19 protein-coding genes and 1 riboswitch are annotated in these 26,643 nt (G+C 72.8%); of the genes, 8 read left to right on the forward strand and 11 right to left on the reverse strand.

Translation table 11 applies throughout. From position 1 onward, the window contains the following. The first annotated feature begins 30 nt into the window (after positions 1-30). Entirely contained in the window at positions 31-288 is a 258-nt protein-coding gene (locus tag H7H31_RS10190) for a WhiB family transcriptional regulator (RefSeq protein WP_003953983.1), read from the forward strand. Between the two features lie 712 nt (positions 289-1,000). On the opposite strand, the gene H7H31_RS10195 is transcribed toward H7H31_RS10190, so the two are convergent. Next, the gene (locus H7H31_RS10195; RefSeq protein WP_187061448.1) at positions 1,001-2,470 is read right to left on the reverse strand and encodes a sensor histidine kinase; all 1,470 of its coding nucleotides are present in this window, start codon (positions 2,468-2,470) and stop codon (positions 1,001-1,003) included. A 372-nt stretch (positions 2,471-2,842) separates the two neighbouring features. Next, positions 2,843-3,487 carry a TetR/AcrR family transcriptional regulator gene (locus H7H31_RS10200; RefSeq protein WP_187061449.1) on the reverse strand — a complete coding sequence of 215 codons (645 nt, stop codon included), beginning with the start codon at positions 3,485-3,487 and terminating at the stop codon, positions 2,843-2,845. 81 nt (positions 3,488-3,568) lie between these two features. Between H7H31_RS10200 and H7H31_RS10205 the strand changes: the two genes are divergently transcribed. Further along, the gene (locus H7H31_RS10205) at positions 3,569-4,324 is read left to right on the forward strand and encodes an SDR family oxidoreductase (protein ID WP_187061451.1); all 756 of its coding nucleotides are present in this window, start codon (positions 3,569-3,571) and stop codon (positions 4,322-4,324) included. A gap of 979 nt (positions 4,325-5,303) precedes the next feature. Here the strand turns inward: H7H31_RS10205 and H7H31_RS10210 are convergent. The 4 genes from H7H31_RS10210 to H7H31_RS10225 form a co-directional block, all read right to left on the reverse strand. After that, entirely contained in the window at positions 5,304-6,863 is a 1,560-nt protein-coding gene (locus H7H31_RS10210; protein WP_187061541.1) for a glycoside hydrolase family 3 protein, read from the reverse strand. A gap of 39 nt (positions 6,864-6,902) precedes the next feature. Then, the gene (locus H7H31_RS10215) at positions 6,903-7,733 is read right to left on the reverse strand and encodes a carbohydrate ABC transporter permease (RefSeq protein ID WP_187061542.1); all 831 of its coding nucleotides are present in this window, start codon (positions 7,731-7,733) and stop codon (positions 6,903-6,905) included. Further along, on the reverse strand, positions 7,730-8,719 hold the full coding sequence (locus H7H31_RS10220) for a carbohydrate ABC transporter permease (RefSeq protein ID WP_187061543.1): 990 nt from the start codon (positions 8,717-8,719) through the stop codon (positions 7,730-7,732). The genes H7H31_RS10215 and H7H31_RS10220 overlap by 4 nt, the downstream gene beginning before the upstream one ends. Positions 8,720-8,811: 92 nt before the next feature. Beyond that, entirely contained in the window at positions 8,812-10,083 is a 1,272-nt protein-coding gene (locus H7H31_RS10225; RefSeq protein ID WP_187061544.1) for an extracellular solute-binding protein, read from the reverse strand. 282 nt (positions 10,084-10,365) lie between these two features. Between H7H31_RS10225 and H7H31_RS10230 the strand changes: the two genes are divergently transcribed. After that, positions 10,366-11,160 (forward strand): GntR family transcriptional regulator, encoded by a 795-nt coding sequence (locus H7H31_RS10230; RefSeq protein ID WP_187061547.1) that lies wholly within the window; start codon positions 10,366-10,368, stop codon positions 11,158-11,160. A 124-nt stretch (positions 11,161-11,284) separates the two neighbouring features. Here the strand turns inward: H7H31_RS10230 and H7H31_RS10235 are convergent, their stop codons facing one another. After that, positions 11,285-12,079 carry a PIG-L family deacetylase gene (locus H7H31_RS10235; RefSeq protein WP_187061545.1) on the reverse strand — a complete coding sequence of 265 codons (795 nt, stop codon included), beginning with the start codon at positions 12,077-12,079 and terminating at the stop codon, positions 11,285-11,287. A gap of 948 nt (positions 12,080-13,027) precedes the next feature. Between H7H31_RS10235 and H7H31_RS10240 the strand changes: the two genes are divergently transcribed. From H7H31_RS10240 to H7H31_RS10260, 5 genes are all read left to right on the forward strand, one after another. Next, a complete protein-coding gene (locus tag H7H31_RS10240; RefSeq protein WP_232109773.1) occupies positions 13,028-15,214 on the forward strand; it encodes a carbon starvation CstA family protein in 2,187 nt (728 codons plus the stop codon). Between the two features lie 255 nt (positions 15,215-15,469). After that, on the forward strand, positions 15,470-15,682 hold the full coding sequence (locus tag H7H31_RS10245) for a YbdD/YjiX family protein (RefSeq protein ID WP_187061546.1): 213 nt from the start codon (positions 15,470-15,472) through the stop codon (positions 15,680-15,682). Positions 15,683-16,228: 546 nt separating this feature from the next. Continuing rightward, a riboswitch (cobalamin riboswitch) is annotated at positions 16,229-16,350 on the forward strand. Positions 16,351-16,507: 157 nt separating this feature from the next. Beyond that, positions 16,508-18,991 carry a ribonucleoside-diphosphate reductase subunit alpha gene (locus tag H7H31_RS10250; RefSeq protein ID WP_187060999.1) on the forward strand — a complete coding sequence of 828 codons (2,484 nt, stop codon included), beginning with the start codon at positions 16,508-16,510 and terminating at the stop codon, positions 18,989-18,991. After that, positions 18,982-20,058: a ribonucleotide-diphosphate reductase subunit beta gene (locus tag H7H31_RS10255; protein ID WP_187061000.1), complete on the forward strand. Its 1,077-nt coding sequence runs from the start codon at positions 18,982-18,984 to the stop codon at positions 20,056-20,058. Before H7H31_RS10250 ends, H7H31_RS10255 begins: the two co-directional genes overlap by 10 nt. A 196-nt stretch (positions 20,059-20,254) precedes the next feature. Then, complete coding sequence (locus tag H7H31_RS10260; RefSeq protein ID WP_187061001.1) at positions 20,255-20,737, forward strand: hypothetical protein; 483 nt, start codon at positions 20,255-20,257, stop codon at positions 20,735-20,737. Positions 20,738-20,909: 172 nt separating this feature from the next. On the opposite strand, the gene def is transcribed toward H7H31_RS10260, so the two are convergent. The 4 genes from def to H7H31_RS34950 all read right to left on the reverse strand — a co-directional run bounded on the left by def (position 20,910) and on the right by H7H31_RS34950 (position 26,621). Further along, complete coding sequence (gene def, locus H7H31_RS10265) at positions 20,910-21,566, reverse strand: peptide deformylase (RefSeq protein ID WP_187061002.1); 657 nt, start codon at positions 21,564-21,566, stop codon at positions 20,910-20,912. Between the two features lie 136 nt (positions 21,567-21,702). Further along, the gene (locus H7H31_RS10270) at positions 21,703-22,701 is read right to left on the reverse strand and encodes a tetratricopeptide repeat protein (protein ID WP_187061003.1); all 999 of its coding nucleotides are present in this window, start codon (positions 22,699-22,701) and stop codon (positions 21,703-21,705) included. Between the two features lie 328 nt (positions 22,702-23,029). Further along, complete coding sequence (locus H7H31_RS10275) at positions 23,030-24,559, reverse strand: HD-GYP domain-containing protein (RefSeq protein WP_232109774.1); 1,530 nt, start codon at positions 24,557-24,559, stop codon at positions 23,030-23,032. Beyond that, complete coding sequence (locus H7H31_RS34950; protein WP_187117887.1) at positions 24,546-26,621, reverse strand: HD-GYP domain-containing protein; 2,076 nt, start codon at positions 26,619-26,621, stop codon at positions 24,546-24,548. Before H7H31_RS34950 ends, H7H31_RS10275 begins: the two co-directional genes overlap by 14 nt. Between the last annotated feature and the right edge of the window lie 22 nt (positions 26,622-26,643).

The raw sequence follows: 26,643 nt of genomic DNA on the forward strand, positions 1-26,643 counted from the left end.
GAACCCGCAATACGAGGAGATGGAGCAGCCATGGACTGGCGTCACAACGCCGTTTGCCGCGAGGAAGACCCCGAGCTGTTCTTCCCCATCGGCAACACCGGTCCTGCGCTGCTGCAGATCGAGGAAGCCAAGGCCGTCTGCCGTCGCTGCCCCGTCATGGAGCAGTGCCTGCAGTGGGCGCTGGAGTCCGGCCAGGACTCCGGCGTCTGGGGTGGCCTCAGCGAGGACGAGCGCCGCGCGATGAAGCGCCGCGCCGCTCGCAACCGGGCGCGCAACGCCAGCGCCTGACCCGCAGCCCCTCGGCCCCCGAGCCGCAGCGCGCAGTACCCCCGATGCTCTGCCAGGCTCCGCCCCCGGTCCCAGGACCGGGAGGTGCCAAGGGCGGTGCCCCCACAGCAACGTGAGCTTTGAGCCCCGGACCAGATGGGTCCGGGGCTCAGTGCTGTGCCCACTCACCCTGCCCCACGGGCCCGCCACGCGAGCCCTCCTCCGCCGCCGCGGGGCGCTTCACACCGCGCGAACCGCCGGATGCGGGGTCAGATTCCGTACGCCGGAGCACGTGGCGACCGTCGTACCGCTGACGTGATGTCCGGACAGCCGCGCCGCACGACGCCCCGCGCACGGCCCGAAGGGCGTCGGCGGAGGCAACGGTCCGATATCGATCGACGGTGCGCCCGCACGCGGAGCCGGCGGGCGACCGCCGCGCGCACCCGCCGATCGGCCATCCGGGGTCCCGCGCGGCGCCGCCGCCCATAACAAATGGGCGACTTTGCCTGACGCATCGTCAACTTCGCGTGATGCTCTCGCTCCCGCGCACATCCGTAGGGCACGCGAAGGCCGTTCGGCCGCGCGTGTGATGTTCATGCCCGCGAACACCGTTGCCGAGGTGTGCCACGGGGCGTGCGAGGCAGGCACACGGGCCGTCCTCCCGCCGCCGCGGTACCGGGCGAGCCGAGGGCGTGCACGGGGGCTTGTGCCCCGGTGCCCAGCGCCGCTGGCGTCAGTTCTTCTCCGCGCGCACCGGCAGGTCGAGGACGACCCGGGCACCGCCCGTGGGGGCCGGGACCATGGTGAAGGTGCCGCCCAACTCCCCTTCCACCAGGGTCCGTACGATCTGGAGGCCGAGGTTCCCCGCCTCGCGCGGGTCGAAGCCCTCGGGCAGGCCGCGCCCGTCGTCCTGCACGGTGACCAGCAGGCGGCCTTCGGTCCTGGTGCCGCCGCGGACCGCGCCGACCTCGACCGTGCCCTGCTCACCCGGGCCGAAGCCGTGCTCGAGGGCGTTCTGCAGCACCTCGGTGAGGACCATCGCGAGGGGCGTGGCGACCTCGGCGTCGAGGATGCCGAACCGTCCGGTGCGCCGGCCGGCGACGGTACCGGGCGCGATCTCCGCGACCATCGCCAGCACCCGGTCGGCGATCTCGTCGAACTCGACGCGCTCGTCCAGGTGCTGCGACAGCGTCTCGTGCACGATCGCGATCGAACCCACCCTGCGCACGGCCTCGTTGAGCGCCTCGCGCCCCTGTTCCGAATCCATCCGCCGGGCCTGGAGGCGCAGCAGGGCGGCCACGGTCTGCAGGTTGTTCTTCACCCGGTGGTGGATCTCGCGGATCGTGGCGTCCTTGGTGATCAGCTCCCGCTCCCTGCGCCGCAGTTCGGTGACGTCGCGCAGCAGCACGAGCGAGCCGATGTGGGAGCCCTTGGGCTTGAGCGGGATGGCTCGCACCTGGATGACGCCCTCGTCGCCCTCCACCTCGAACTCGCGCGGTGCCCAGCCGCTCGCCAACTTGACCAGCGCCTCGTCCACCGGGCCACGGGCGGGGGCGAGTTCGGCGGTGGTGCGGCCGAGGTGGTGCCCGACCAGGTCGGCGGCGAGGCCGAGGCGGTGGTAGGCGGAGAGGGCGTTGGGGCTCGCGTACTGCACGAGGCCCTCCGCGTCGAGCCGGATCAGCCCGTCCCCCGCGCGCGGCGAGGCGTCCATGTCCACCTGCTGGCCGGGGAACGGGAAGGCGCCGGCGGCGATCATCTGGGCGAGGTCGGAGGCGCTCTGCAGATACGTGAGCTCCAGCCGGCTCGGGGTCCGCACGGTGAGCAGGTTGGTGTTGCGGGCGATGACGCCGAGCACCCGGCCGTCGCGGCGGACCGGGATCGACTCCACCCGCACCGGCACCTCCTCGCGCCACTCCGGGTCCCCCTCGCGCACGATCCGCCCCTCGTCGAGCGCGGCGTCCAGCATCGGCCGGCGTCCGCGCGGGACGAGGTGCCCCACCATGTCGTCCTGGTACGAGGTCGGCCCGGTGTTGGGCCGCATCTGGGCGACCGAGACGTACCGCGTCCCGTCCCGGGTGGGCACCCAGAGCACGAGGTCGGCGAAGGACAGGTCGGAGAGCAGTTGCCACTCCGAAACCAGCAGGTGGAGCCACTCGAGGTCGGAGTCGTCCAGAGCGGTGTGCTGGCGTACGAGATCGTTCATGGAGGGCACCCGGCGAGCCTACCCGGGCCCTCCCACGAGCCAGTCCGCGCACAGCCGTAGACAGCGGAGAATGGTCTAGTCCACAATGGGCCGTACACGACCTCCACTCTCCCCGCACAGGAGAGTGGACCGAGGCTCACGGCGCTCTCTGCCCTGACCGCGCCGAAGCCTCAGGTCGGCCGAACCGGCCGATGCAACTCCGGGCTGCGGTGCCGGGCGGGTTGAGGGTCCCGCCCTGGCGCCGCGGCCCGCGGGTCTTCCCCGAGGCCGCCGGCCTGTCTCGCGGGCACGCTGACCCGCCTCCGCACTCCCCTACGCGACGTCCGTGGGCTCCACCGCGTCCCGTCCGCCCGCGCCGGTCCGCGCCGACGCTCAGCCGGGTATGTCGTCCGTCTCCGCCGGCCAGGCCGCCATCGCCGTGTGGGCCACGATCTCCAGCGTCGCCCGGTCGACGCCGTCCCTGGCCTGCTGGGCCATGCCGTGCAGCACGACCGTGCAGTAGACGGCGAGGGCGTGCGCGTCGGTGTCGCTCGGCAGTATGCCGGCCTCGACGTCGGCGGCGATCCGCCGCTCGACCGCCGCGATCCCCTCGTTCCGACGCTCGACCAGGCCCTGGGCGATCTCGTTGGACTGCGGGGTGCAGTTGGTCGCGGCGCTGATCAGCATGCACCCGCGCGGATACCCCGGCAGCGTCTGCCAGGACGCGGCCTCGTGCAACATGCGCGCCACGGCGCGGCGCGCGGTCGGCTCCTCCTCCAGGGCGCGGTCGATGAAGCCGCCGAACTCGCGCACATAGGACTCGATGGCCTCCTCGAAGAGCGTCTTCTTGTCCCCGAAGGCCGCGTAGAGACTCGGCGCCTTGACGCCCATCGCCCGCGTCAGGTCCGCGATGGAGACCGCCTCGAAGCCGCGGTCCCAGAACTCCATGGTGGCGGCCCGCAGCGCCGCGTCCCGGTCGAAGGAGCGGGGCCTCCCCCGCCTCACCGTCCCCTCAGAACCCTCGTTCGTGGTAGCCATGCCGCCATTCTATAGCGCCCACTAGATAATGTGCTACGGTCTTTATGTATCGACTCCTAAAGAAAAAAGGGGGGCGTGACCATGGGCGCGCTCAAGGGCAAGACAGCGCTGGTCACCGGCGGCAGTCGGGGCATCGGGCGGGAGATCGCCGAGCGACTGGCGCGGGACGGCGCCAGGGTCGCGGTGCACTACGGGAGCAATGACGAGGCGGCCAAGGAGACGGTGACGGCCATCGAGGGGGCGGGCGGACAGGCGTTCGCGCTGCGGGCCGAGCTGGGCGTGCCGGGAGACGCGGAGACCCTGTGGTCCGCCTTCGACGAGCAGGCGGACGGCCTCGACATCCTGGTGAACAACGCGGGGATCGTCGAGGCCGGCAAGCCGATCGCCGCCGTGACACCCGAATCGTTCGACCACGTCTTCGCGGTCAACGCCAAGGCACCGTTCTTCATCACCCAACTGGGTCTCCCGCGCCTGCGGGACGGGGGGCGGATCGTCAACATCTCGACGGGGCTGACGCGCGGCGCCGCGACACCCGAGCTGATCTCCTACTCGATGACCAAGGGCGCCATCGACGTGCTGACCCTGACCCTGGCCAAGGAGCTGGGCCCGCGCGGGATAACGGTGAACGCGGTGGCGCCGGGCGTGGTCGACACCGACATGAACGCGGCCTGGCTGCGCGGCGATGCCGAGACGTGGAAGGCCGTCGCCGCGCAGTCCCCGTTCAACCGGGTAGCGAAGGGCGACGACGTGGCCGACATCGTCGCCTTCCTCGCCTCATCCGACAGCCGCTGGGTGACCGGCCAGTGGATCGACGCGACGGGAGGTGCCCTGCTGTAGCCCACACACCTCGGACCCCGGTGCGGCGCTCCCCCTACGGCCTCGTGTCGCCTGCGGGGTGACGCGGTGTCTGGGTGGGTTGCCTGTTGGTGCCCGCGCCGCGTGGTCGCTGGCGTGGTGTGGCGGCGCTGGCGTGGTCTGGTGGCGCTGGCGTGGTGTGGCGGCGCTCGCACGGTCTGGTGACGCTCGCGCGATCCGACTGGACGGGTGCGCGCCCGGGCTTCACGTGCTCTGGGCGGGCCGCGGGTCGGGGCGGCGCACAGGTCAGTGGCGCGTGCGTCTGCGAGGAGGCACAGGGCCGGCGTGCTGGCGGCACGGGTCGGGCAGCGTGGGGGTCGTGACGGCGGGGCGTCAGGGAGCTGTGCCTCGTCGTCGGGTTCGCCCTGGCTGCGCGCTCGTTCGGTGCTGGCGGGGTGCCGGGGGCCGTGCGATTGCCGTTGCCGAGTGTCGACTGCCGTCTTCGGGTGCGGTGCGGCTGCGCTTGCCCTTGCGTGGGGACCAGGGCGGAGACCGCTTTCAGGGGCGGCCCGCTTTCGGGGGACGGCCCAGGCAGGCGTACCCGTGGACCGGGCTGCTCCGGCAGGCGGGCGGGGAACGGGGACGCAAGCCGACGGTCGGGCGGTGAGCGGTGGGCGCACTCGCCGGAGGCTCTGCCGGCACGCAGGTGGGCCGGCCTGCACGGGGAGGCCGACCTGACCAGCGGGTCGTGCACGGTGAGCCGGCCAGTGGGCCCGAACTCCGGGCCCCGGGTCGAGGTTAAGCGGCGGGGGCCACCGAGGTGGCGGAGCGGCAACGCGTGCCGCCGTGGCGGCCCGGCCCGGCTTGGACTGCCCCGGGGTGGCCCGGGCTGGGCTGAGCCAGGCGGGACCTCGGGGCCGCAAGGGGCGGGGAGGGTGGGCGAGGGGGAGGGGGGAGGGCCTCCACCCCCACCCGACAAGCTCCCCCGCTCCACGACCCCACCCCAGCAACGCCCCGAGCGCTAGCCCCCCGTGATGACCTCGGCGGCGGCGCGGCCGCAGACGCGGGCGGCGCCGTGGGTGGCGATGTGGAGGGCGCCGACGGGGGCGGCCTGGGGGACGCCCATCTCGACCACGATCGTGTCGGGTCGCGCGGCGACCAGGGCGGCGAGGGCCTCGGTCATCCAGGTGTGGCGGTGGACGTCGCGTACGACCGCGACGATGGGGCGCTCCCCCGCCTTCGCGCACACCTGCGCGATGGTCTCGGGTACGCCGTACTCGGTGACCCGCGCGTTGTTGAGTGCCTCGGTCTTGGTGCCGGGGAGGAGGCGAGCCAGTTCGGCCGCGACGCCCCACGGGGTGTCGTCGCCGACCGCGATGCTCGCCATCGGGGTGAAGGCGGCGACGTAGGCGGGCCGCGTGAGGGGGGCGGTGGCGCGCGAGCCGGCGGTCACGCGGACCGCGCGGCGTGCGGCGGCGAGTCCCACCTCGGGGGCGGCGGCTACGGACGGGGCCGAGCCCTCGGCCGATCCCGCGCCCCGGGTGTCCAGGCGGGCCCAGTCGGCCAGGGCGCGGACCCGAGCCGCCGCGTCGGCGAGCCGCTCCTCCTTCAGCTCGCCGGCGCGGACGGCCTGGACGAGGGCGTCGCGCAGGCGTCGCACGGTCTCCTCGTCGGCCAGCCCGCCGCCGACGCAGATGGCGTCCACTCCGGCGGCGAGGGCCAGTACGGTGCCGCGTTCCACGCCGTACGCGGCGGAGATGGCCTTCATCTCGATGGCGTCGCTGATGATCAGCCCGTCGAAGCCGAAGCCGCCGTCGGCCACGGGGCGGCGCAGCAGTCCGTGCAGCGCCTCCGGGCTGAGGGTGGCGGGCCGGTTCGGGTCCAGCGCGGGCACCAGGATGTGAGCGCTCATGACGGCCTTGGTGCCGGCGGCCACGGCGGCCCGGAAGGGCACCAGGTCGCGGTCGGCCAGGACGTTCAGGTCGGCGTCGATGCGCGGGAGGTCGTGGTGGGAGTCCACGGCGGTGTCGCCGTGCCCGGGGAAGTGCTTGACGCTGGTGGCCACGCCGGCCGCCTGCATGCCTTCGACGTAGGCGGCGGTGTGCCGGGCGACCAGCTTCGGGTCGGCGCCGAAGGAGCGGACGCCGATGACCGGGTTGTCGGGGTTGGCGTTGACGTCGGCGGACGGCGCCCAGTCGAGGTTGACGCCGACCTCGGCGAGGCGGCGGCCGATCTCCTGGGCGACGGCCCGGGTGAGGTCGGGGTCGTCCACGGCGCCGAGGGCCAGGTTGCCGGGGAAGGAGGAGCCCTCGTTCACCTCGAGGCGGGTGACGTCGCCGCCCTCCTCGTCGATGGCTACCAGGAGGTCTCCGCGTTCCGCCCGCAGTTGCCCGGTGAGCGCGGCGACCTGTTCGGGCCGCTCGATGTTGCGGCCGAACAGGGCGACGGACGCGAGCCCCTCGTCGATCCTGCGGAGCAGCCAGTCGGGGGCGGTGGTGGTGCCCCGGAAGCCTGGCTGGAGGACGGCGAGGGCGTCGCGGCTCAGGGAGTCGGTGCGGGCGGAGGCGGAGGTGGTGCTCATCGTGCGGTGTGTCCCTTGCGGTTAAGGCGCGTTGACCCGTTATCCCTTGACGGCGCCGGAGGTCAGGCCGCCGACGGCCCGGCGCTGCAGGAAGAGGAAGAGGATCAGGATCGGGAGGGCGAACAGGGAGGCGGCGGCCATGGTGGCGCCCCAGTCGTTGCCGAAGTTGCTCTGGAAGCTGTAGAGCCACACGGGCAGCGTCTGGGCCTGGTCCTGCTTGTTGAGGATCAGCACCATCGGGAACTCGTTCCAGGCGGTGATGAAGCCGAAGAGGGAGGTGGCCATCAGCCCGGGGGCGAGCAGCGGGAAGATCACCTTGCGGAACGCCTGGACGCGGGAGCAGCCGTCGACCATGGCGGACTCCTCCAGTTCCTTGGGCACCGCCGCGATGTAGTTCCGTAGCGTCAGGATGGTCAGGGGCAGCACCATGACCGTGTAGAAGAGGGTGAGGGGGACCAGGCTGTTGAGCATGTCAGCATCGCGCACCAGCATGTAGATCGCGATGACCATGACCTCCCAGGGGGCCATCTGGGCGATCATGAAGACCAGGATGACGCCCCGGCGGCCCTTGAACCGCATGCGGGCGATGGCGAACGAGGCGCCCAGCGCGACCAGCAGCGACAGGCCCACGGCCAGCAGCGTGACGGTGAGGGAGTTGCGGACCAGCGTCCAGAAGTTGTCCGCGTTGACCGCTGTCTCGAAGTGTTCGAACGTCAACGAGGACGGGAACCAGACCGGGTCCTCGCTGAGGATGTCGCCGGTCGGCTTCAGGGCCGTGTTGAACATCCAGTACACGGGGAAGACGAACCCGATGAACAGGACGATCGCCGTCGCGTTGGGCCAGATGCGGCCGAGGCGTGAACGCTTCACAGCTCGTCCCTCTCTTGCTTCAAGACAATGCGGAGGTAGTACGACGTGAGGCCCAGCAGCACCAGGATGGTGAGCAGCGAGATGGCGGCGCCCATGCCGTAGTGCTGGTTTCCGACGCCCTCGACGAAGGCGTAGACCGGGAGGGTCTCGGTGAGCCGGTCGGGTCCGCCCTCGCTGAGCGCGAAGATCTGGGGCAGTGCCTTGAAGACCCAGATGACCTCGAGGAAGGTCGTGGCGAAGAGGAACGGCTTGATGAAGGGGAAGGTCACCGTGGTGAAGCTCTTCCAGGCGCCGGCGCCGTCGAGGGACGCGGCCTCGTACAGCTCGTTCGGGATGGTGGTGGTCGCGGCGTACAGGCTCAGGGCCACGAAGGGTATGGACTGCCAGACGATCAGCAGGGTGATGACGAAGAAGGCGGAGAACTGGGAGCCGATCCAGTTGTAGTCGGCCATGGAGTGCCAGCCCAGCTTGTCCAGGACCCAGTTCACGACGCCGAAGCGCTGGGCGAACAGCCACTGGTACACGGTGGTGGCGGCGATGATGGGCATGGCCCACGCGAGCACCAGGCCGATCTGGAGCGTCAGCCGCATCTTCTTGCCGAGCCGGGCGAGCAGCAGGCCGACGAGGGTGCTGATCCCCATGATCAGGATGACGTTGACGCCGGTGAAGACGATCGAGCGACCGACGACGCGCCAGAACTCTTCGCTCTTGAGGGTCGCTTCGTAGTTGTCGAACCCGGTCCACTCGGTGAGCCGGCGGATCAACTGTCGTCGGTTGACGTTCTGCAGGGACAGCGTGGCGTTCTTGACCATCGGCCAGCCGAGGAACACCAGGGTCGTGGCTAGCGCGGGGAGAAGCAGCACGTACGGCAGGAGACTGCCGCTGGCCCCCTTCCGTTTCGCGTGTGGCCCGCCCTTGGGCGGTCCTCCGCTCTTGCGGACGGCAGTTCCCGGTGCCGTCTTCGCACGTTCGGTCTGCACAGACATGCTCGTCTTCTCTTCCTGGGCCGGACGTAGTCGGTGCGCTGCCGGGGGTGGCGACTCCCAACCCCCGGCAGCGTGCGCGTGTGAGCCTGCGGCTAGAGGTCCTGGCTCAGCCGCTTGTTCAGCTCGCCCTCGACCGACTTGGCGGCTTCCTCATGCGACTTGCCGTTGAGAACGGCGGTCATGTAGGTCTTGATCGGGTTCGGGGTGTTCTCGACCGCGGCCCACTCGGGGATCAGCGGGGTGGTGCCACCCACGGTCGCCGGCGCCATGGCCTCGGCGGCCTTGTTGCCCTTGAGCTGGCTCTGCAGCGACTGCTTGTTCGGGATCACGCCGCCTTCCTTGGCGAGCTGGCCCTCGAACTTGTCGGAAAGCGCGATCTTCAGGAATTCCTTCGCCAGTTCCTGCTTGTCGCTGCCCTCGGCCACGGCGAGGTTGGAACCGCCGAGGAAGACGCCCTCGGGCTTGTCCGCCGTCTCACCCGGGACGGTGAAGTAGCCGATGTCCTTTTCAATCTTCGGGTTGGCCTTGATGGCGGTCGCGGCTTCCCAGCCCATGCCGATGAAGGCACCGGTCTTACCCTCGGCGAAGACCTCGGCCTGCTGCGGAGTGGCCTCGTCCTTGTCCTTGGGGGCCTCGCTGAAGTCGGCGTACTGCTTGTAGATGTCCATGGCCTTGCCGACCTTGGGGTCGGAGAGGTTGGAGACGTACTTGTCGCCGTCCTTCTTTACCAGCTCGGCACCGGTGCCAATGGTGAGGCCGTCGAAGAAGTACCAGTTCTGGCCGGGCATGTAGATGGGCTCGGCGTCGGTCTTCTTGTCGATGGTGTCGAGCGCCTTGAAGAACTCGGTACGGGTCTTCGGCAGTTCCTTGATGCCGGCTTCGTCCCAGATCTTCTTGTTGTAGAGGACGACGCGGCTGACCGCGAACCACGGGGCCGCGTACTGCTTGCCCTCGTAGACGGAGGACTCGTTGATGTTCTTCGTCCAGTCGGCGCCGATCTCCTTCTTGAGGTCGGACAGGTCGGCCAGGCCACCGGTGTGCGCGTAGGCCGGCGTCTGCGTGTTGCCGAGCTCGATGACGTCCGGCGGATTCGACTCAGAGAGTGCCGTGGTTATCTTCTGCTGAATTCCGTTCCACTGCTGAACTTCAAACTTCAGCTTGGCTCCGGTCTTCTTTTCGAAGGCAGCCGTCACATCTTTGGTCCACCCGTCAGGTGTGGAACCGTCCATGGCCCAGACGGTCAGGGTCTCGCCCTTCCAGCCGTCTTTGCCGGAGCCTTTGTTGTCGTCGCTGTCAGACCCACAGGCCGCGACGCTCACCAACATGGCCGCGACACCCGTCGCCGCTATGAGCCCACGCTTCACAGCACTCTCCTCAAAGAACCGGAATTGGTCTTTAATGGTTTAGACCAGTTCCCGCAGCTTGGCCTAGACCTTTAGGGGTGTCAAGGGTGTATAAGAGTCGCTGTCAGGTCCGTTATCGGACCGACACCTGGGGCCCGCCAGCACGTTGATGAGGGTGCCCCGGGGCCCACCCATGCCACGATGTGAGCCGCGCTGCGTTGTCCGGGGAGACCCCCCGTACCTCCAGCCGAAGTAACGGAGGAGCCGGTGACGGCAACAGGATCGGAGTCGGGGCGTCACGCCATGGGGAGCGACGGGGGCATCGCCCAGAGCGCCGGCGGCGCACTGGGCAACGGGAACGGAACGGCTGCGAGTGGCACGCGCACCGCGCGCGTCCCCAAGTATTACCGACTCAAGCGCCACTTGCTGGAAATGACCGAAACCATGCCCCCGGGCACGCCGGTCCCTCCCGAGCGCACCTTGGCCGCCGAGTTCGACACCTCCCGTACGACGGTGCGCCAGGCGTTGCAGGAGCTGGTCGTCGAGGGGCGGCTCGAGCGCATCCAGGGCAAGGGCACCTTCGTCGCCAAGCCCAAGGTCTCCCAGGCGCTGCAACTGACCTCCTACACCGAGGACATGAAGGCCCAGGGACTGGAACCCACGTCCCAACTCCTGGACATCGGCTACGTCACGGCCGACGACCGGCTCGCCGGGCTGCTGGACATCACCGCCGGCGGCCGGGTGCTGCGCATCGAGCGGCTGCGGCTGGCCAGCGGCGAGCCGATGGCCATCGAGACGACGCACCTGTCCGCCAAACGCTTCCCGGCCCTGCGCCGCAGCCTGGTCAAGTACGCGTCCCTGTACACGGCGCTGGCCGAGGTGTACGACGTCCGCCTGGCCGAGGCCGAGGAGACCATCGAGACCTCGCTGGCCACCCCGCGCGAGGCGGGGCTGCTCGGCACGGACGTCGGGCTGCCGATGCTGATGCTCTCCCGGCACTCGCTGGACGACAACGGCGAGCCGGTCGAGTGGGTGCGCTCGGTCTACCGCGGCGACCGGTACAAGTTCGTCGCCCGCCTGCGCCGCCCGACGGACTGACCCGCCCCGCCCGGGCCCACCCGCCGGGCGCGGGCGCGGGCGCGGGCGCGCGGGCGAGGCGGGCGCCCCGCGTCGGGGCGCCCGTCGTAAGCCCGGCCGCCGGCCCGCCACCGCGCGCCCCCACCTACGCGGCGGGCGCCGCGTGCGGTTCCAGGGCCCACACCCGCTCGGTGCGCAGCGGCCCCGTACGGTGCAGGAACAGGCCGTGGCCGAGCGCGCCGAGCGGGGCGAGCTGCGAGCCGTAGCACTGCACGGCCAGGCGCTTGCTGGCCCACTCCGCGTCGTCGAGGCGCACCTCCCAGCGCGGGGTCAGCCGGAAGCGCTTCGCCAGGCTCCGGTAGGACTCCCCGCGCTCGGGGTCGGCCGCGAGCGCCTGCTCGGCCCCGTCGGTGTGCCAGCCCGGGGTGTGGCCGGTGTAGGGCAGGTCGGCGTAGATCAGCGGCGGCGGCGCGCCCTGCGTGGCGCGGGTCAGCAGCACCTGTTCGCGGACCAGGGCGTGGTGCTCCTGGCGGGTGCCCATCGGGGCGAGCACCTCGGTGTCGGCGGGCAGTTCGCGCAACCACTGGTCGAGGTGGCCGAGTTGGTCGGGGTTGCCGTACGGGCCGTCGGGGTGCGGCAGCGCGATCTGGGCCACCCCGAGCAGGCCGAGGGCCTGGGCGTCCTCGACCACGCGGGCCGCGTGGGCCTCGTGTGGCGTGGTGAAGCCGCACATCTCGTCCCATTCGGAGACGGCGGCCCCGTGTTCCGGTGCCCCGCCGTAGGCGGTGACGACGGCGACCGGGCCGCGCAGCTTGGGGAGCACGGCCGCCAGCGACAGCACGGCGTCGTCGAAGTGTGGCGAGATGACGACGGTTCCCCACGGTGGCGTGCCGGGTTGGGTGGTGGTGGGCGTCGCTGTGGACGGGGTCGTCTCGGTCATGGACGTGCGGTCCTTTCTCAACGGGAGCGCGCCGCGGGCGGCGGCGTTGGTGGGCTGAGCCGCGCCGCGGTGCTGGACACCGTGATACGCCACGCGTCGTGGCGGTGGAACGGCGGGTCCACCCTGTGGACCGGCGCGGCCCCGGGTGGCGCGTGCGGCGTGGCGCTGATCAGGGGGCCGGCGGCGCGGGGTGGGGCGTCGGACCTGGCAAAGCCTTGGTCAAACGCGGTCGGGCCGCCCCGCGCGGATTCCGGCCGCGCTGGTGGCTGGTAAGCCGGCGCGGCTGGCACGCGTCGCCCAGGCGGGGCAAGGCCGCGCGGCCGTGGCCGCCGCTTTTCGGCCAGGTCTCGCGCGGTCTCGTGGGGTGGCCGGCGCGGGGCGTCGGGCGCGGGGGAACGGGGTGCCGGCCAGGGAGTCGTGACCGGCGGAGGCTTCCCTTCCCCTGGTCACCCGCGCGAGGATTTCCGCCTGCCGCCCAGCGTGGGCGGCGCCGAGGGGCGGCCCACCGAGCGGTCCACCGGCCAGACCGACGAACGGAGCGGACGGATCGGCGGGTTCCAGATGAGGCGCGCACCGGGCCCGCGCTGCCAGGGCTGGTACGCGCGTGACGTGTGAGGCCGAAGGGAAGGATGACCCGGTGTCGGCGAGGGCGAGGGGCGTCTCCGCGTTCCGGTTGTGGACGCGATGGACGCCACGAGGCACGCCCTGGGCCCGCAGTACCACCACGATGTCGAGCACGTTCAGGTCCCATCGCAGGCGTGGGGAAGCGGAGTTGAACCAGATGAAGGCGATCGTACGAGCCCTCGGGCAATTGGTCCAGACCACACCAGATGAGGAGTCAGCCGGGCGCACCTCGCCCGCGCATTCCCCTCTTCGGCCTCTGACCTGGGCTGTCGCGGCGAGCCGTGGCGCTGTGGCGCCGGCCCGGATCGACGGAGGGTGCGCCCGGTGAGCACTCCCAGCCCACGGAACATCTCCCCGCGCACCGTCCTCGTCTGGACCGCCGTCGCCCTCGTCGGCGCCCTCGGCTGGGCCATGCTCGCCCTCTCCCGGGGCGAGGAGGTCTCCGCCGCCTGGATGGTGGCGGCGGCGCTGGGCTCGTACGCCATCGCGTACCGCTTCTACTCGCGTTTCATCGTCACCAGGGTGCTGCGCGCCGACAAGACGCGGGCCACTCCGGCCGAGCGGCGCAACGACGGCGTCGACTTCCACCCGACCGACCGCCGCGTGCTGCTCGGCCACCACTTCGCGGCCATCGCGGGTGCGGGGCCGCTGGTCGGGCCGGTGTTGGCCGCGCAGATGGGCTATCTGCCGGGCACCATATGGATCGTCGTCGGCGTGATCTTCGCGGGCGCCGTGCAGGACATGGTGACGCTCTTCTTCTCCACCCGGCGAGACGGCAAGTCGCTCGGCCAGATGGCGCGCGAGGAGATCGGCCCGATCGGCGGCGCCGCGGCGCTGCTCTCGGTGTTCATCATCATGATCATCCTGCTCGCGGTGTTGGCGCTGATCGTCGTCAACGCGCTGGCCGAGTCCCCCTGGGGCACCTTCTCCATCGCGATGACCATCCCGATCGCCCTCGGCATGGGCTTCTACCTGCGCGTGCTGCGGCCCGGCCGGGTCACCGAGGTCTCGCTCATCGGCCTCGTCCTGCTGCTGCTGTCCATCGTGGGCGGCAACTGGGTGGCCGAGTCCTCCTGGGCCGACACCTTCACGCTGGACCACAGCACGCTGGTGCTGTGGATGGTGGCGTACGGGTTCATCGCCTCCGTGCTGCCGGTGTGGATGCTGCTCGCGCCGCGCGACTACCTGTCCACCTTCATGAAGATCGGCACCATCGGGCTGCTGGCCGTCGGGGTCGTCTTCACGCTGCCCACCCTCAAGATGGACGCCGTCACCGACTTCGCGGGCCGCGGCGACGGGCCGGTCTTCGCCGGGTCGCTGTTCCCCTTCGTGTTCATCACCATCGCCTGCGGCGCGCTCTCCGGCTTCCACGCGCTCATCGCCTCCGGCACCACGCCGAAGATGATCGAGAAGGAGACGCAGGTACGGATGATCGGCTACGGCGCCATGCTGATGGAGTCGTTCGTGGCCGTCATGGCGATGGTGGCCGCGTCCATCATCGACCCGGGCCTGTTCTTCGCGATGAACGCGCCGGCGGGCGTGGTCGGCGACAGCGTGCGATCCGCGTCGGAGGCGGTCGCGGGCCTCGGCTACTCCATCTCGCCCGAACAACTCGCCGCGGCGGCCAAGGCCGTGGAGGAGAGTTCGCTCCTCTCGCGCACCGGGGGCGCTCCCACGCTGGCCGTCGGCGTATCGGAGATTTTCTCCGACGTGATCGGCGGCGACAGCATGCGGGCGTTCTGGTACCACTTCGCGATCATGTTCGAGGCGTTGTTCATCCTCACCGCCCTGGACGCGGGCACCCGGGTCGGCCGGTTCATGCTCCAGGACATGCTGGGCAACGTCTACAAGCCGTTCCGCGACGTGGGCTGGAAGCCCGGCATCTGGATCTGCAGCGCCATCGTGGTCGCCCTGTGGGGCTACTTCCTGTGGGTCGGCGTGCACGACCCGCTGGGCGGCGTCAACCAGCTCTTCCCGATCTTCGGCATCGCCAACCAGTTGCTGGCCGCCGTCGCGCTCGCGGTGTGCACCACGCTCCTGGTGAAGTCCGGACGGCTCAAGTGGGCCTGGGTGACGGCGGTCCCGCTGGTCTGGGACGTGGTGGTGACGCTGACCGCGAGCTGGCAGAAGATCTTCTCGGACGATCCGCGGGTGGGCTTCTTCAGCCAGCGCGACCGCTACCAGGACGCCATCGACGCGGACAAGGTGCTCCCGCCCGCCAAGAACATGGACGAGATGCACACGGTCGTCACCAACTCGACCGTGGACGGGGTGCTCTCCGCGCTGCTCGCCGTCCTCGTGATCGTCGTCATCGCGGACGCGGCCCGCACCTGCGTCCGGGCCATCCGCGACCCGGAGGCGGCCCGGCTGCACGAGGCGCCGTACGTCGAGTCGCGGATCGTCGCGCCGGCCGGGCTCGTGGCCACCCCCGAGGAGAAGCGCGAACTGGCCGAGGCCGCCGCGGCGGCCGGCCGGCCCGAACGCGTCTCCCAGGGCGACCCCTCCGCCTGACCGTCACCCGCGCGGCGGGCGAAACCGGCGCCGCCCCGGCGCCCGGCCCGCCGCGCGGACCCCGCCCGCGCCAGGCACCACCCGCCGGCCCCGCCACGCGGGCACCGCACGCGCCACCCGGTGCTCCACCGAAGCCGCTGGCCCGCCCCCCCAGCCCCACGGCCGCGCGAGGCCGCACCATGGGCAGGGGGCCGGGCCCGCGCACCCCGCGGGCACCACCCGCCAGCGTCCGCACCCGACAAGGAGCCGATCGCGATGACCAACACCGCCGCGCGCCGGGCCGCGCACTGGGGCCGCCGACTGCGCTGGTACGTACGCGAGTTCACCGGCGAGGGGACGTACGACCGGTACGTCGCGCACACCCGCCGGCAGCACCCCGACACCGAGCCGGCCAGTCGCGCCGAGTTCGAGCGGCGCCGGATGGACGAGCGCGAGGCGGACCCCCGCAACGGCTTCCGCTGCTGCTGACGCCGCCCCGCCCACCCACCAGACGCCCGCCGACCGGCTGCCGCCCCACTCGCGCACCCGACGCCCCGCCAACCCGCCGCCCCCGCGCCCCGCGCGCCACGCACCCCCACGTGGCGCGCGGGGCGCCGCCGCGCCCCCTCCCGCGCCCGCGTCGCCCCGTCCCGCGCCCGGCGTACGCCGCCGCGCGCCATGAACGGCGACGGCGACGGTTTCGGCGCCGGCTTCGGCTTCGGCGGTGAAGATGTCGCCCTGTCACGTCCCCACCGCCGCCGCGCGCGCCGCATCCCATTCCCCCCTCTTCGGCCAGTGATGTCCGCGCCGACGGCAACCGGCGCGCGTCGCGTTCCGCTTCGCGCCGAGTGGGCCGCCAACACGCCGGGGACTGTGGCAAGCCACCAATCGACGGGGCCTCGGCCGAACCGTTCGGGCCCTTCATGACGGGCCCGACGGGCACTCAGACCCCTGGATCGGTTAGCACATCCGTACGGGATTCACCGCGCCGCGACACAAGATGTGGGGGCACCCGCCATCGCCGACACAAGATGTATGCTCGTGCTCGCTGTCGCCGCAGGGGAATCCGGTGCGAATCCGGAACTGTCCCGCAACGGTGTACGTGTGCCGTTTTGCGCGCCGTGAGTCCGAGGACCTGCCGACAGCGCGCCCATGGCCGGACACGCTTGCCGGCCCCGGGCGTCGCATACGTCCGGGCCCCGTGGGTTGGGCCGGTGGACGCCGCGTGGCATGCCCGACCACAGGTCGTGGCCCGCCCGTGCGCGCCTTCCATACCTCCCGCGCGGCCCCCTGCCGAGCGAGGGAGAGCCACCCGTGACCATCGCGCCAGCGGACCCCGTTTCACGTGAGTCCGTCTCAGAGTCAGCGGTCGAAGGAGCCGGCACCGCGCTGTTGCGCGTACTGACCGACCTCACCGCCGACCTGCCCGCCACCGACCCGGGGAAGGTGGCCGCCGCCGCGCTGCGCGGACGCCATCCAGGTTCGGACGAGGCGGAGTTGCGGTCGCTCGCGACCGAGGCGGCGGCCGGTCTGATCGCCGAGGAGCCGCAGTACTCGCGGCTCGCCGCGCGGCTGCTGACCCGGGCCATCGCGGAGGAGGCCGCCGGGCAGGGCGCGGTGTCCTTCTCCGCCTCGGTCGCCGTCGGCCACCGCGAGGGGCTGATCGCGGACGCGACGGCGGACTTCGTCCGCACCCACGCCGAGGCCCTGGACGCGCTGGTGGAGGAGACCAACGCGGCGGGAGCCGGGCACGGCGTGGGCCGGGCCGACGACCGCTTCGGCTACTTCGGCCTGCGTACCCTGCACAGCCGCTACCTGCTGCGGCACCCGATCACCCGGCAGGTCGTCGAGACCCCGCAGCACTTCCTGCTGCGGGTCGCCTGCGGCCTGGCCGAGGAGGGCTCCGCGCGGGCGCTGGCCGACGTCAGCGAGCTGTACCGGCTCACCAGCTCGCTGGCGTACCTGCCCAGCTCCCCCACGCTCTTCAACTCCGGCACCCGGCACCCGCAGATGTCCTCCTGCTACCTGCTGGACTCGCCGCTGGACGAGCTGGACTCGATCTACGACCGGTACCACCAGGTCGCGCGGCTGTCGAAGCACGCGGGCGGCATCGGCCTGTCGTACTCGCGCATCCGCTCCCGGGGTTCGCTGATCCGCGGCACCAACGGGCACTCCAACGGCATCGTGCCGTTCCTGCGCACGCTCGACGCCTCGGTCGCCGCCGTCAACCAGGGCGGCCGGCGCAAGGGCGCGGCCTGCGTCTACCTGGAGACCTGGCACGCGGACATCGAGGAGTTCCTCGAACTGCGGGACAACACCGGCGAGGAGGCGCGGCGCACCCACAACCTCAATCTCGCGCACTGGATCCCGGACGAGTTCATGCGCCGGGTCGAGGCCGACGAGGACTGGTCGCTGTTCTCCCCCGCCGACGCGCCGGACCTGGTGGACCTGTGGGGCGATGAGTTCGACGCCGCCTACCGCGCCGCCGAGGCCGCGGGCAGGGCCAGCAAGACGGTGCCCGCCCGGACGCTGTACGCGCGGATGATGCGTACCCTCGCGCAGACCGGCAACGGCTGGATGACGTTCAAGGACGCCGCCAACCGCACCGCCAACCAGACCGCCGAGCCCGGCGCGGTGATCCACTCGTCCAACCTGTGCACCGAGATCCTGGAGGTCACGAACGACGGCGAGACCGCGGTCTGCAACCTCGGCTCGGTCAACCTCGCCGCGCACCTGCGCACGGACGTGGACCCGGCCTCCGTCGCCGACCCGCTCGACGCCGTCGACTGGGCGAAGCTGGACCAGACGGTGCACGTCGCGGTCACCTTCCTGGACCGCGTGGTGGACATCAACTTCTACCCGACCGAGCAGGCCGGCGCCTCCAACTCCCGCTGGCGCCCGGTGGGCCTCGGCGTGATGGGCCTGCAGGACGTCTTCTTCCAACTGCGGCTGCCCTTCGACTCGCCGCGGGCCAGGGATCTGTCCACGCGGCTCGCCGAGCGGATCATGCTCGCGGCCTACGAGGCGTCCGCCGACCTCGCCGAGCGCCCCCGGGCCGGCTCCGACGCGCAGGCCCCCGTCGGCCCGCACCCGGCCTGGGCCGCCACCCGCACCGCGCGCGGCGTGCTGCACCCGGACCACTACCCGACCGCCACCGCGCACTGGCCGGAGCGCTGGGAGGCGCTGCGCGCGCGGATCGCCAGGACCGGCATGCGCAATTCGCTGCTGCTGGCCATCGCGCCGACCGCGACGATCGCCTCCATCGCGGGCGTGTACGAGTGCATCGAGCCGCAGGTCTCCAACCTGTTCAAGCGCGAGACGCTCAGCGGCGAGTTCCTCCAGGTCAACGCCTACCTGGTGGAGGACCTGAAGAGGCTCGGCGTGTGGGACGCGCAGTCCCGCGACGCGTTGCGCGAGGCCAACGGGTCGATCCAGGACTTCGGCTGGGTCCCGCAGGAGGTGCGCGACCTGTACCGCACCGCCTGGGAGGTCCCGCAGCGCGCCCTGATCGACATGGCCGCCGACCGCACCCCGTACCTGGACCAGAGCCAGTCGCTCAACCTCTTCATGGCCCAGCCCACCATCGGCAAGCTCAGCTCGATGTACGCGTACGCCTGGAAGCGCGGCATCAAGACCACGTACTACCTGCGCTCGCGCCCGGCCACCCGGATCGCGCACTCCGCGCGCGGCGCCGAGGCGACGGCCAGCGTCCCCGTACCCGCCCAGCAGACGCCCGTCGAAGCCGACGCGGTCGCCTGCTCCCTTGAGAACCCCGAATCCTGCGAGGCATGCCAGTGACCAGCCCGGCCACCACTCCGGCCACCACCGACACCACCAACGCCACCGGCGAGGCGGTCACGGTGCGCAAGAACCTGCTCGACCCGGGCTTCGAGCTGACCCTGCGGCCGATGCGCTACCCCGAGTTCTACGACCGCTACCGCGACGCGATCAAGAACACCTGGACCGTCGAGGAGGTGGACCTCCACTCCGACTTCGCCGACCTGGCCAAGCTCTCGCCGGGTGAGCAGCACATGATCGGCCGCCTGGTCGCGTTCTTCGCCACGGGCGACTCCATCGTGGCCAACAACCTCGTGCTGACGCTGTACAAGCACATCAACTCGCCCGAGGCGCGGCTGTACCTGTCGCGGCAGTTGTTCGAGGAGGCCGTGCACGTCCAGTTCTACCTGACGCTGCTCGACACCTACCTGCCCGACCCGGACGACCGCGCCGCGGCGTTCGACGCCGTGGAGAACATCCCCTCCATCCGCGAGAAGGCGCAGTTCTGCTTCAAGTGGATCAACGAGGTGGAGAAGCTCGACCGGTTGGAGTCCAAGGCCGACCGGCGCCGCTTCCTGCTCAACCTGATCTGCTTCGCCGCCTGCATCGAGGGCCTCTTCTTCTACGGGGCGTTCGCCTACGTGTACTGGTTCCGCTCCCGTGGCCTGCTGCACGGCCTGGCGACCGGCACCAACTGGGTTTTCCGCGACGAGTCCATGCACATGGAGTTCGCGTTCTCGGTCGTGGACACGGTCCGCGCGGAGGAGCCCGACCTCTTCGACGAGGAGATGGGCCGCGAGGTCACGGCGATGCTGGAGGAGGCCGTCGAGGCCGAGCTGCAGTTCGCGCGCGACCTGTGCGGCGAGGGGCTGCCCGGCATGAACACCGAGTCGATGCGCGCCTACCTGGAGTGCGTCGCCGACCAGCGGCTGCTGCGGCTTGGCCTGCCGGTCCGGTACGGCACGGAGAACCCCTTCTCCTTCATGGAGTTGCAGAACGTCCAGGAGCTGACGAACTTCTTCGAGCGGCGGGCCTCGGCCTACCAGGTCGCCGTGGAGGGCTCGGTCTCCTTCGACGACGAGTTCTAGGCACGGCTCGCGACACGGCTCCCGGCGCCGGTTCCGACACCGGCGCCGGGAGCCGGCCTCGTCTGACGAGCGCGGGGCGCGCACCTTCGGGGCGCGCCCCGCGCGGCGCGTCACGTTGCTGCCAGGCACCGTCCTGCCAGGGTGAGAGGGGCCGAGTGGGCCCGCGGGGACGTGACGCGTCGCTAGCGTTTGGCCCATGCATGGTTCCCAGCCTCCCGGCCAGTCCCCTGTCCCGGGCCCCGGCCCAACCCCCGGGGCGCACCCGGCCCCGCCGCACGGCTACCCGCTGCCCGAGTTCCCGCCGGGGCCTGGCGCGGCCCCGTCCGCGGCGCACCAGATGCCGGGGGTCGTACGGACCGCCCAGGTGCTGTTGTTCGTGGGGGCCGGGTTCTTCCTCTTCCTCGCCGTCGTGACGGGCCTCGCCGATGGCTCCCGGTCGGCGGGCCAGGCGATCGGGACCGGGTTGTTCTGGTTCGTCGGGGCGGGCTGCGCCTTCCGGTTCGGCAAGGGCGAGCACGCGACGCGGGTCACCGCGATCGTCGTCGCGTCGATGGCCATCGCCACCGGCCTCGGCTCCATGCGGGAGCACCCCACCGGCCCGACGGCGATCCTCGCGATCGTCGTCGTGGTCCTGCTGTCCCAGCGCACCACCGGCGACTGGTTCCGCCGCCCACGCTGATCACCACCCCTGGCTGTCGGCGCGGTGAGTCGAATCGGTGCGCGGCGCCGGCCACCTGCCGAGGCGGCCCGCCCCGGCAGCACGAGGCGGCTCGCCCCGCAGGCCAACGGGCCGCCGCCGACCGGTGTTCCGGTCGTCGGCGGCCCGTTGGCCGTGCCCGTAAGGGGGCGACTCAGGCGTTGGGCACCGTCTCGTAGCGCGGCGTGCCCTCCTCCATCTGGCGCAGGGCGTCCTTGCGGTCCCGCTTGGAGAGCCGGTCGATGTACAGGTAGCCGTACAGGTGGTCCGTCTCGTGCTGGAGGCAGCGCGCGAAGTAGCCCGTGCCCCGCACCTTGATCGGCTTGCCCTGGGCGTCCTGGCCGCGCACCTCGGCGTAGTCAGGGCGGGCCAGCGAGGCGTACGCGGTGGGCACCGAGAGGCAGCCCTCGTTGGAGTCGTCCAGGTTGCGGCGCTCGGCGGGCAGCTCGATCAGGACCGGGTTGCAGACGACGCCGACGTGCCGTACGCCCTCGTCGTCCATGCAGTCGTAGACGAAGACCTTGCGGTCCACGCCGATCTGGTTGGCGGCCAGGCCGACGCCCTCGGCCGCCCGCTGGCTGGCGAACATGTCGTCGATCAGCGCGGCCAGCTCGTCGTCGAAGGCGGTGACATCCTGGCACTCCTTGTGCAGTACCGGATTGCCCACGACGGTGATCGGGCGGGCCGTGCCGCGCTCGCGGTGCGCCTGCTCCCGCTCCGCGCAGTCCTGGGTGTCGATGACGAACCCGTCCTCCGCCTCCGGCAGTGAGGACCCCTCGTTCACCTGCTGGTCGGTCTCTTGCTGCGCCATGGTCCGCCGTAAGCCTTCCTGGAATCCCTGCTTCGTCGCCCTACAGGGTACGGGCATCGCCGGGCACCCGACCCGCGCTCGCCCGGTCCGGGCCACCACGGGGCCCGAGCGCCCGCGCCGCACGGGCCGCCCGGGTTCAGCAGACCTCTTCCAGGTCCCGCCATTCGCGGGTGTCCGGGCTGTCCGCGACCCAGCCGTCGAGCAGGCCGCGCACCAGGCCGGCCGGGGCCGCGATGCCGCACTCGCGCTCGGGGACCCACAGCGAGCCGGAGCCCGCCGTGCGGTGCCCGAGCGGGCCGGGGTGGCCCGGTTCGCTGTGGTCGTGCGGGTCCAGGTGCTCGCCGTCGCCCTCGTCGCTCGGCATCCGGCTCTCGGAGCAGGAGCGGCACAGCAGCCGCACCGACGACGACCAGTCCTCGGCCGCGAAGCCGGCGTCGGCCGCCAGCCGCTCCAGGGCGTCCCGGTCGGCCTCGCGGGCCGCCTCGATCAGGACGACCCAGGTCGGGACGGGTGAGGGAGCCCACAGCTCGATCTCGTCGAAGACGGGGTAGGACGGGCCGGCGGCGGTGGTGCGCTCCCCGTGCGGGACCCCGTCGTGCAGCACGACCTCGCCCCAGCGCCGGCCCGAGGACGGCAGCGGGATGCTCAGCACCTCGATCCGGGCCGGGTCGAGCCGGCGACCCCACACGACCTCGGCCTCGCCCTCGGGTGAGAGCCGCACCGCCGCGCTGCCCAGGTCCATGTCCACGGGGGCGTTGTCAGGACCCGAGGTGGCCGCCTGGTCACCGCGCGTCTTCAGGCCGTACGCCTGCCAGGCCCGGCGGGCCAGCGGCCAGTCCTGGAGCGCGGTGGCCGCGATGCCCACGTTCCACCAGTCGGGGGCCCCGGAGTCCCGGTCGAGGAGCGCGACGGCGCGCAGCCCGGCGGCGCGCGCCTGCTCCCAGTCGTGCCGGAACTTGTGCAGCAGGGCCAGGTTGAACCAGGACTCGGAGAGCCAGGGCTCCAGATCGACGGCGCGCGTCAGCAGCGCGCCCGCGTCCTCGTACCGGCCGTCGCCGATGAGCGTGAACGCGCGGTCGGTGGCCTGCCGCCAGGAGGCGGATGGCCGGCGCCGCACCTTGCCGAAGATCCTCACGATTCCCGCCTGCCGATTGCTGCGTCATTCCGCGCCGGTGCCCTTGCGGGCGGCGTCGCCCTCCCTGACGACAACCTGCCACATCTTCACGGACATCTCAGCCCGGCCCCTGCGATTGCGTCGGAGCAGCCTGTGCGCTACTGCTCTCCTTGCCGCTGGCCTGGGCCGCGACACCCCCTTCTCCGCATCCAACCATGCCCATTCCGGGCCCCGCTCATTACCCACGGGTTGTGACAAGGGCCTGCCAGATGAGCGGCCACCACGCCATTCGGCGGGCCACCCGTCGGAGCGCATCCGTTGCGCGGAAGGAGAGTTTCGCAGGGCGGTATCAGGCGTCGGCGTCGCGGCGCACCACCCGGGCCAGCGCGGCCACCACCTCCGGGTCGTACTCCCGCTCCGACCCCTCCCACAGCCGCCCCAGCGCCCACGACGACCCACCCGCCGCCGCGCGCCCCTCGTCCCCGTCGCGCCCCGCACGCCCGCCGGCGCGCTCCCCGGTGCCGCACACCCCGGTCGGCTCCCGGCGCGAGGGCGCGCCAGGATCACCCGTGAGATCCGCGTACGCGTTGACCACCCGGATGACGCGCGCCGGCAGCGGCTGTTCGCGGTACGGGGCGGCCTGCCGTTCGACCGCGTCGGCGACCTCGGCGGGCATGCCCGTCTGGCGCGCGACGGCGCCCCCGAGTCGGGCTATGCGCCGCGCCTCCGAGGCGGGCAGCGGCTCGGTGGCGCCGGCCGGGTACGGGTCGACCAGGGAGAGTTGGCCCACGTCGTGCAGGAGGGCCGCGTCCTCGATGACGGCGAGCGCGCGGCCGGAGAGTCCCAACTCCCGGCCGACCGACCGGCCGAGCCGGGCCACCCGCCGCGCGTGGCCGGGCGGCGTGTAGCCGGCGATCTCCGTGGCGCGGGCCAGCGAGGCGACGGTCTGCCGGTCGGCCTCGCGCCCCGCCGCGCGCCGGCGCACCGCCAACTGCGCGAGCAGCAACGGCACACCGCAGAGCGGCAGCGCCCACTCCCCCGCCGTGCCCACCGCGAGCGCCAGCACCCCCGACGCGGCGCCCACCGCCGCCCCCACCACGCGCCGGGCCCGCAACTCCGTGCCCAGCAGGGCCGCGTACGGACCGCCGCCGCGCGCCCACGCGAACAGCGCGGCCAGCGCCGCCTCGCTCAGCAGGGCGAGCCCGAGGAGCGCGAGCAGGCAGGGCACGACGAGCGACTCGACGCCCACAGGCAGCCCCAACGGCGTGCCGCTGTGCAGGAGTTGACAGCCCAGTGCGGCGCAGGCGACCGCGAGCACCCGGCGCGCGACGCGCTCCGGGTGGGCCGGCTGGCCGAGCGCGACGGGTGGCACGAGGCCGGCCAGGCTGGCGGCGACGACGACCGCGACGGCCTGCGCCCAGCCGAACGGCCCAGTCACCTGTGCCACTTCGCCGCCCGCTCCCGCCACCTCCCCGAGTGCCACATAGCCGAGCGCGCCGGTCGTCGCCAACGGGGCCGGCTCCCGACACCGGGCCGGCGCGACCCGGCAGCGGACCGCCTCCCCGACGGCGATCAGCGCGCCGAAGGCGAGCGCCGTACCCGGTGCCTCCACACCGCGCCGGGCCGTCAGGCCGAGCGCGGCGACGGAGAGCGCGAGGGCGGCGCCGTAGGCGGCGAAGACGAGGAGGGGGGCGGGGACGGGGACGGGGACGGAGACATGGACGGGGGCGGGCGCGGGGGCGCCACCGGCGCGTTGGCGCTCGGCCGTGTGCGCCGGGCGCCGCTCGTGTCGCGACCCTCGCTCCCCGCGCCCGTCGGCCGCGCCCGGCGCGGTGCGGCGCGCCGGCTGGTCCGGCGCGGACGCGTCAGCCCTGGCCATCGGTGTGCGGGGCTCGGCGCGCCGCGTGCGCGGGGGCGGCCACCGACCGCAGGGCGCCGGCGCGCGGGAACGAGAGATCGCCGGACAGTTCGGGAACGCCGCGCGCGCCCGCCGGACCGGGGGCCGCGCCCCCGCCCACCGCCGGGCCGCCCCGCTCACCGGCCACCCCGGAGAATGCCTCCCGCTCCTCGTCCGTTGGCCATAACTCGCCCGACCTGGCGCCCAGTTCACCCCCGGGCCAGACACGCTCGGTGGCGTCCTCCGCGTCGCAATCGGCGTCGTACGCGGCGCCGTAGGCGCTGGCGTACGCACCGCCGTACGCGGCACCCGGGTAGGCCGCGCCCACGCGGTCGTGCGACGCGTCGGCCTCGTGCGACGCTTCGTCCTCATGCGGCGCGCCGGCGTCGTGCGGCGCGCCGGCGTCGTGCGGCGCGCCGGCGTCGTGCGGCGCGCCGGCGTCGTGCGGCGCGCCGGCGTCGTCCCGGTCGTCCGCCGCCGCCCGCGCGGTGCCGCCGTCGCCCGCTCTCTCGCGAGCGCCGGCGCTCGCGGCGTCGGGCGCGACCTCGGACGCGGCACCGCGCACGGGGGCCGTGCCGGACGCCGGGGCGGCGTCCGGCACGCCGCACGCGGCTCCCGTCGCCCCGTCACACTCGCCCGTTCCGTCGGCGGCGCGCGAGCCGTCCGCCCCGCTCGCCCCGGCCACTTCCGGGGTGACGGCCTCGGGCTGCCAGCCGTGTCGGTCCAGCGCGCGGGCGAGGGCGCGCACCATGCGGGGGTCGAACTGCGAGCCGGCGCAGCGCCGGAGCTCCTCCACGGCCACGGACACCGGGCGCGCGCGGCGGTAGCTGCGCGTCGAGGTCATGGCGTCGAAGGCGTCGGCCACCGCCACCACCCGGGCCACCTCGGGGATGTCGCGCCCGGCGAGGCCGTGCGGATATCCGCTGCCGTCCAGCCGTTCGTGGTGGTGCAGGATCGCCGACCGGGCCTCCGCCAGGCACGCGATGTCGCGCACCATCGCGTCCCCGTGCTCCGGGTGCAGCTCGATGACGCACCGTTCCTGCGGGGTCAACGGGCCGTTCTTGCGCAGCAGTCGGGTCGGCACGCCGAGCTTGCCGACGTCGTGCAGGACCCCGGCCACCCGCAGCACCTCAAGGCGCTCCGCCGCCATGCCCAGCTCGCGGGCGATCAACACCGAGGCGGCGCCCACGCGTTCGCCGTGCCCGCGCGTGTAGCGGTCCTTGAGGTCGACGGCCTGCACCAGGGCGCGCACGGCCGCGTGATGCGTGGCGCGCTCGGGCGCCCGGGGGCCGAAGGCCCAGCCGGCGACGGAGATCGGCACCAGCACGAGGAGCGCGGCCGGCGGCCCGTAGGGGCTGTGCCACAACAGCGCCATCACCAGCCCCACCAGCCCGTGCACGGCGTACGGGGCGCAGGAGCCGCACAGGTCGCGCGGGCGCCCCCACCCCGCGCCGCGGCCACCGACGGCGGCCCGCGCCCCCCGGTCCAGGCCCGCCTGGAGCAGCCCGTACGCGAGCGCCGCCCCGGTGGCGGGCAGGAGGGCGCGGGGCAGGTCGGCGGCGGCGAGGGCGGCCGGGCCGCCGAGCGCGGCGAAGGCCGCGGCGCTCCCGTACGTGGCGAGCGCGAGCCGGGCGGCGCGCCAGCCACGGCTGGCGGTGGCCGGCCCGCCGCCCAGTTCGGCGGGTGCGGCCCGGCCGATGAGGGCGCCGGGGACGGGGACGAGCGCCGCGGCGGCGGGCGGCAACAAAAAGGCCCCGGCCAGGAGCGCGGGGCTGCACCAGTCGAAGGGCGGGCGGCTCGCCGGGGCGGTGGTGCCGTGCGGGGAGCGGCGGAGCGCGGCCCGACAGCCCGCGTACCCGAGCGCCAGCAGCGCCGTCGGGAACCAGGCGTCGGCCCCGACGCCGCCGGGGCCCGTGAACGGCTCCGCGACGTCGGCGCCCAGCGCCGCGGACGGGGCCGTGACCAGGGCCGGAGCGGCACAGAAGGCCGCCGCGCACACGGCACCGACGATGTAGAGGCGCGCGCTTTGCGGGAGCGTCCGCACGGTCCCCTCCTCCCCCCAGTCG

This window comes from Streptomyces buecherae, assembly GCF_014295035.1.
GTDB lineage: Bacteria > Actinomycetota > Actinomycetes > Streptomycetales > Streptomycetaceae > Streptomyces > Streptomyces youssoufiensis.

Excerpts from the sequence above, each read along its gene's own strand:
- H7H31_RS10195 (WP_187061448.1), bottom strand. The coding sequence starts at position 2,470 with ATGAACGATCTCGTACGCCAGCACACCGCTCTGGACGACTCCGACCTC.
- H7H31_RS10275 (WP_232109774.1), bottom strand. The coding sequence starts at position 24,559 with ATGGCCAGGGCTGACGCGTCCGCGCCGGACCAGCCGGCGCGCCGCACC.
- H7H31_RS10245 (WP_187061546.1), top strand. The coding sequence starts at position 15,470 with ATGACCAACACCGCCGCGCGCCGGGCCGCGCACTGGGGCCGCCGACTG.
- H7H31_RS10260 (WP_187061001.1), top strand. The coding sequence starts at position 20,255 with ATGCATGGTTCCCAGCCTCCCGGCCAGTCCCCTGTCCCGGGCCCCGGC.
- H7H31_RS10200 (WP_187061449.1), bottom strand. The coding sequence starts at position 3,487 with ATGGCTACCACGAACGAGGGTTCTGAGGGGACGGTGAGGCGGGGGAGG.
- H7H31_RS10205 (WP_187061451.1), top strand. The coding sequence starts at position 3,569 with ATGGGCGCGCTCAAGGGCAAGACAGCGCTGGTCACCGGCGGCAGTCGG.
- H7H31_RS10255 (WP_187061000.1), top strand. The coding sequence starts at position 18,982 with ATGCCAGTGACCAGCCCGGCCACCACTCCGGCCACCACCGACACCACC.
- H7H31_RS10235 (WP_187061545.1), bottom strand. The coding sequence starts at position 12,079 with ATGACCGAGACGACCCCGTCCACAGCGACGCCCACCACCACCCAACCC.
- H7H31_RS10210 (WP_187061541.1), bottom strand. The coding sequence starts at position 6,863 with ATGAGCACCACCTCCGCCTCCGCCCGCACCGACTCCCTGAGCCGCGAC.
- H7H31_RS10220 (WP_187061543.1), bottom strand. The coding sequence starts at position 8,719 with ATGTCTGTGCAGACCGAACGTGCGAAGACGGCACCGGGAACTGCCGTC.
- def (WP_187061002.1), bottom strand. The coding sequence starts at position 21,566 with ATGGCGCAGCAAGAGACCGACCAGCAGGTGAACGAGGGGTCCTCACTG.
- H7H31_RS10190 (WP_003953983.1), top strand. The coding sequence starts at position 31 with ATGGACTGGCGTCACAACGCCGTTTGCCGCGAGGAAGACCCCGAGCTG.
- H7H31_RS10230 (WP_187061547.1), top strand. The coding sequence starts at position 10,366 with ATGGGGAGCGACGGGGGCATCGCCCAGAGCGCCGGCGGCGCACTGGGC.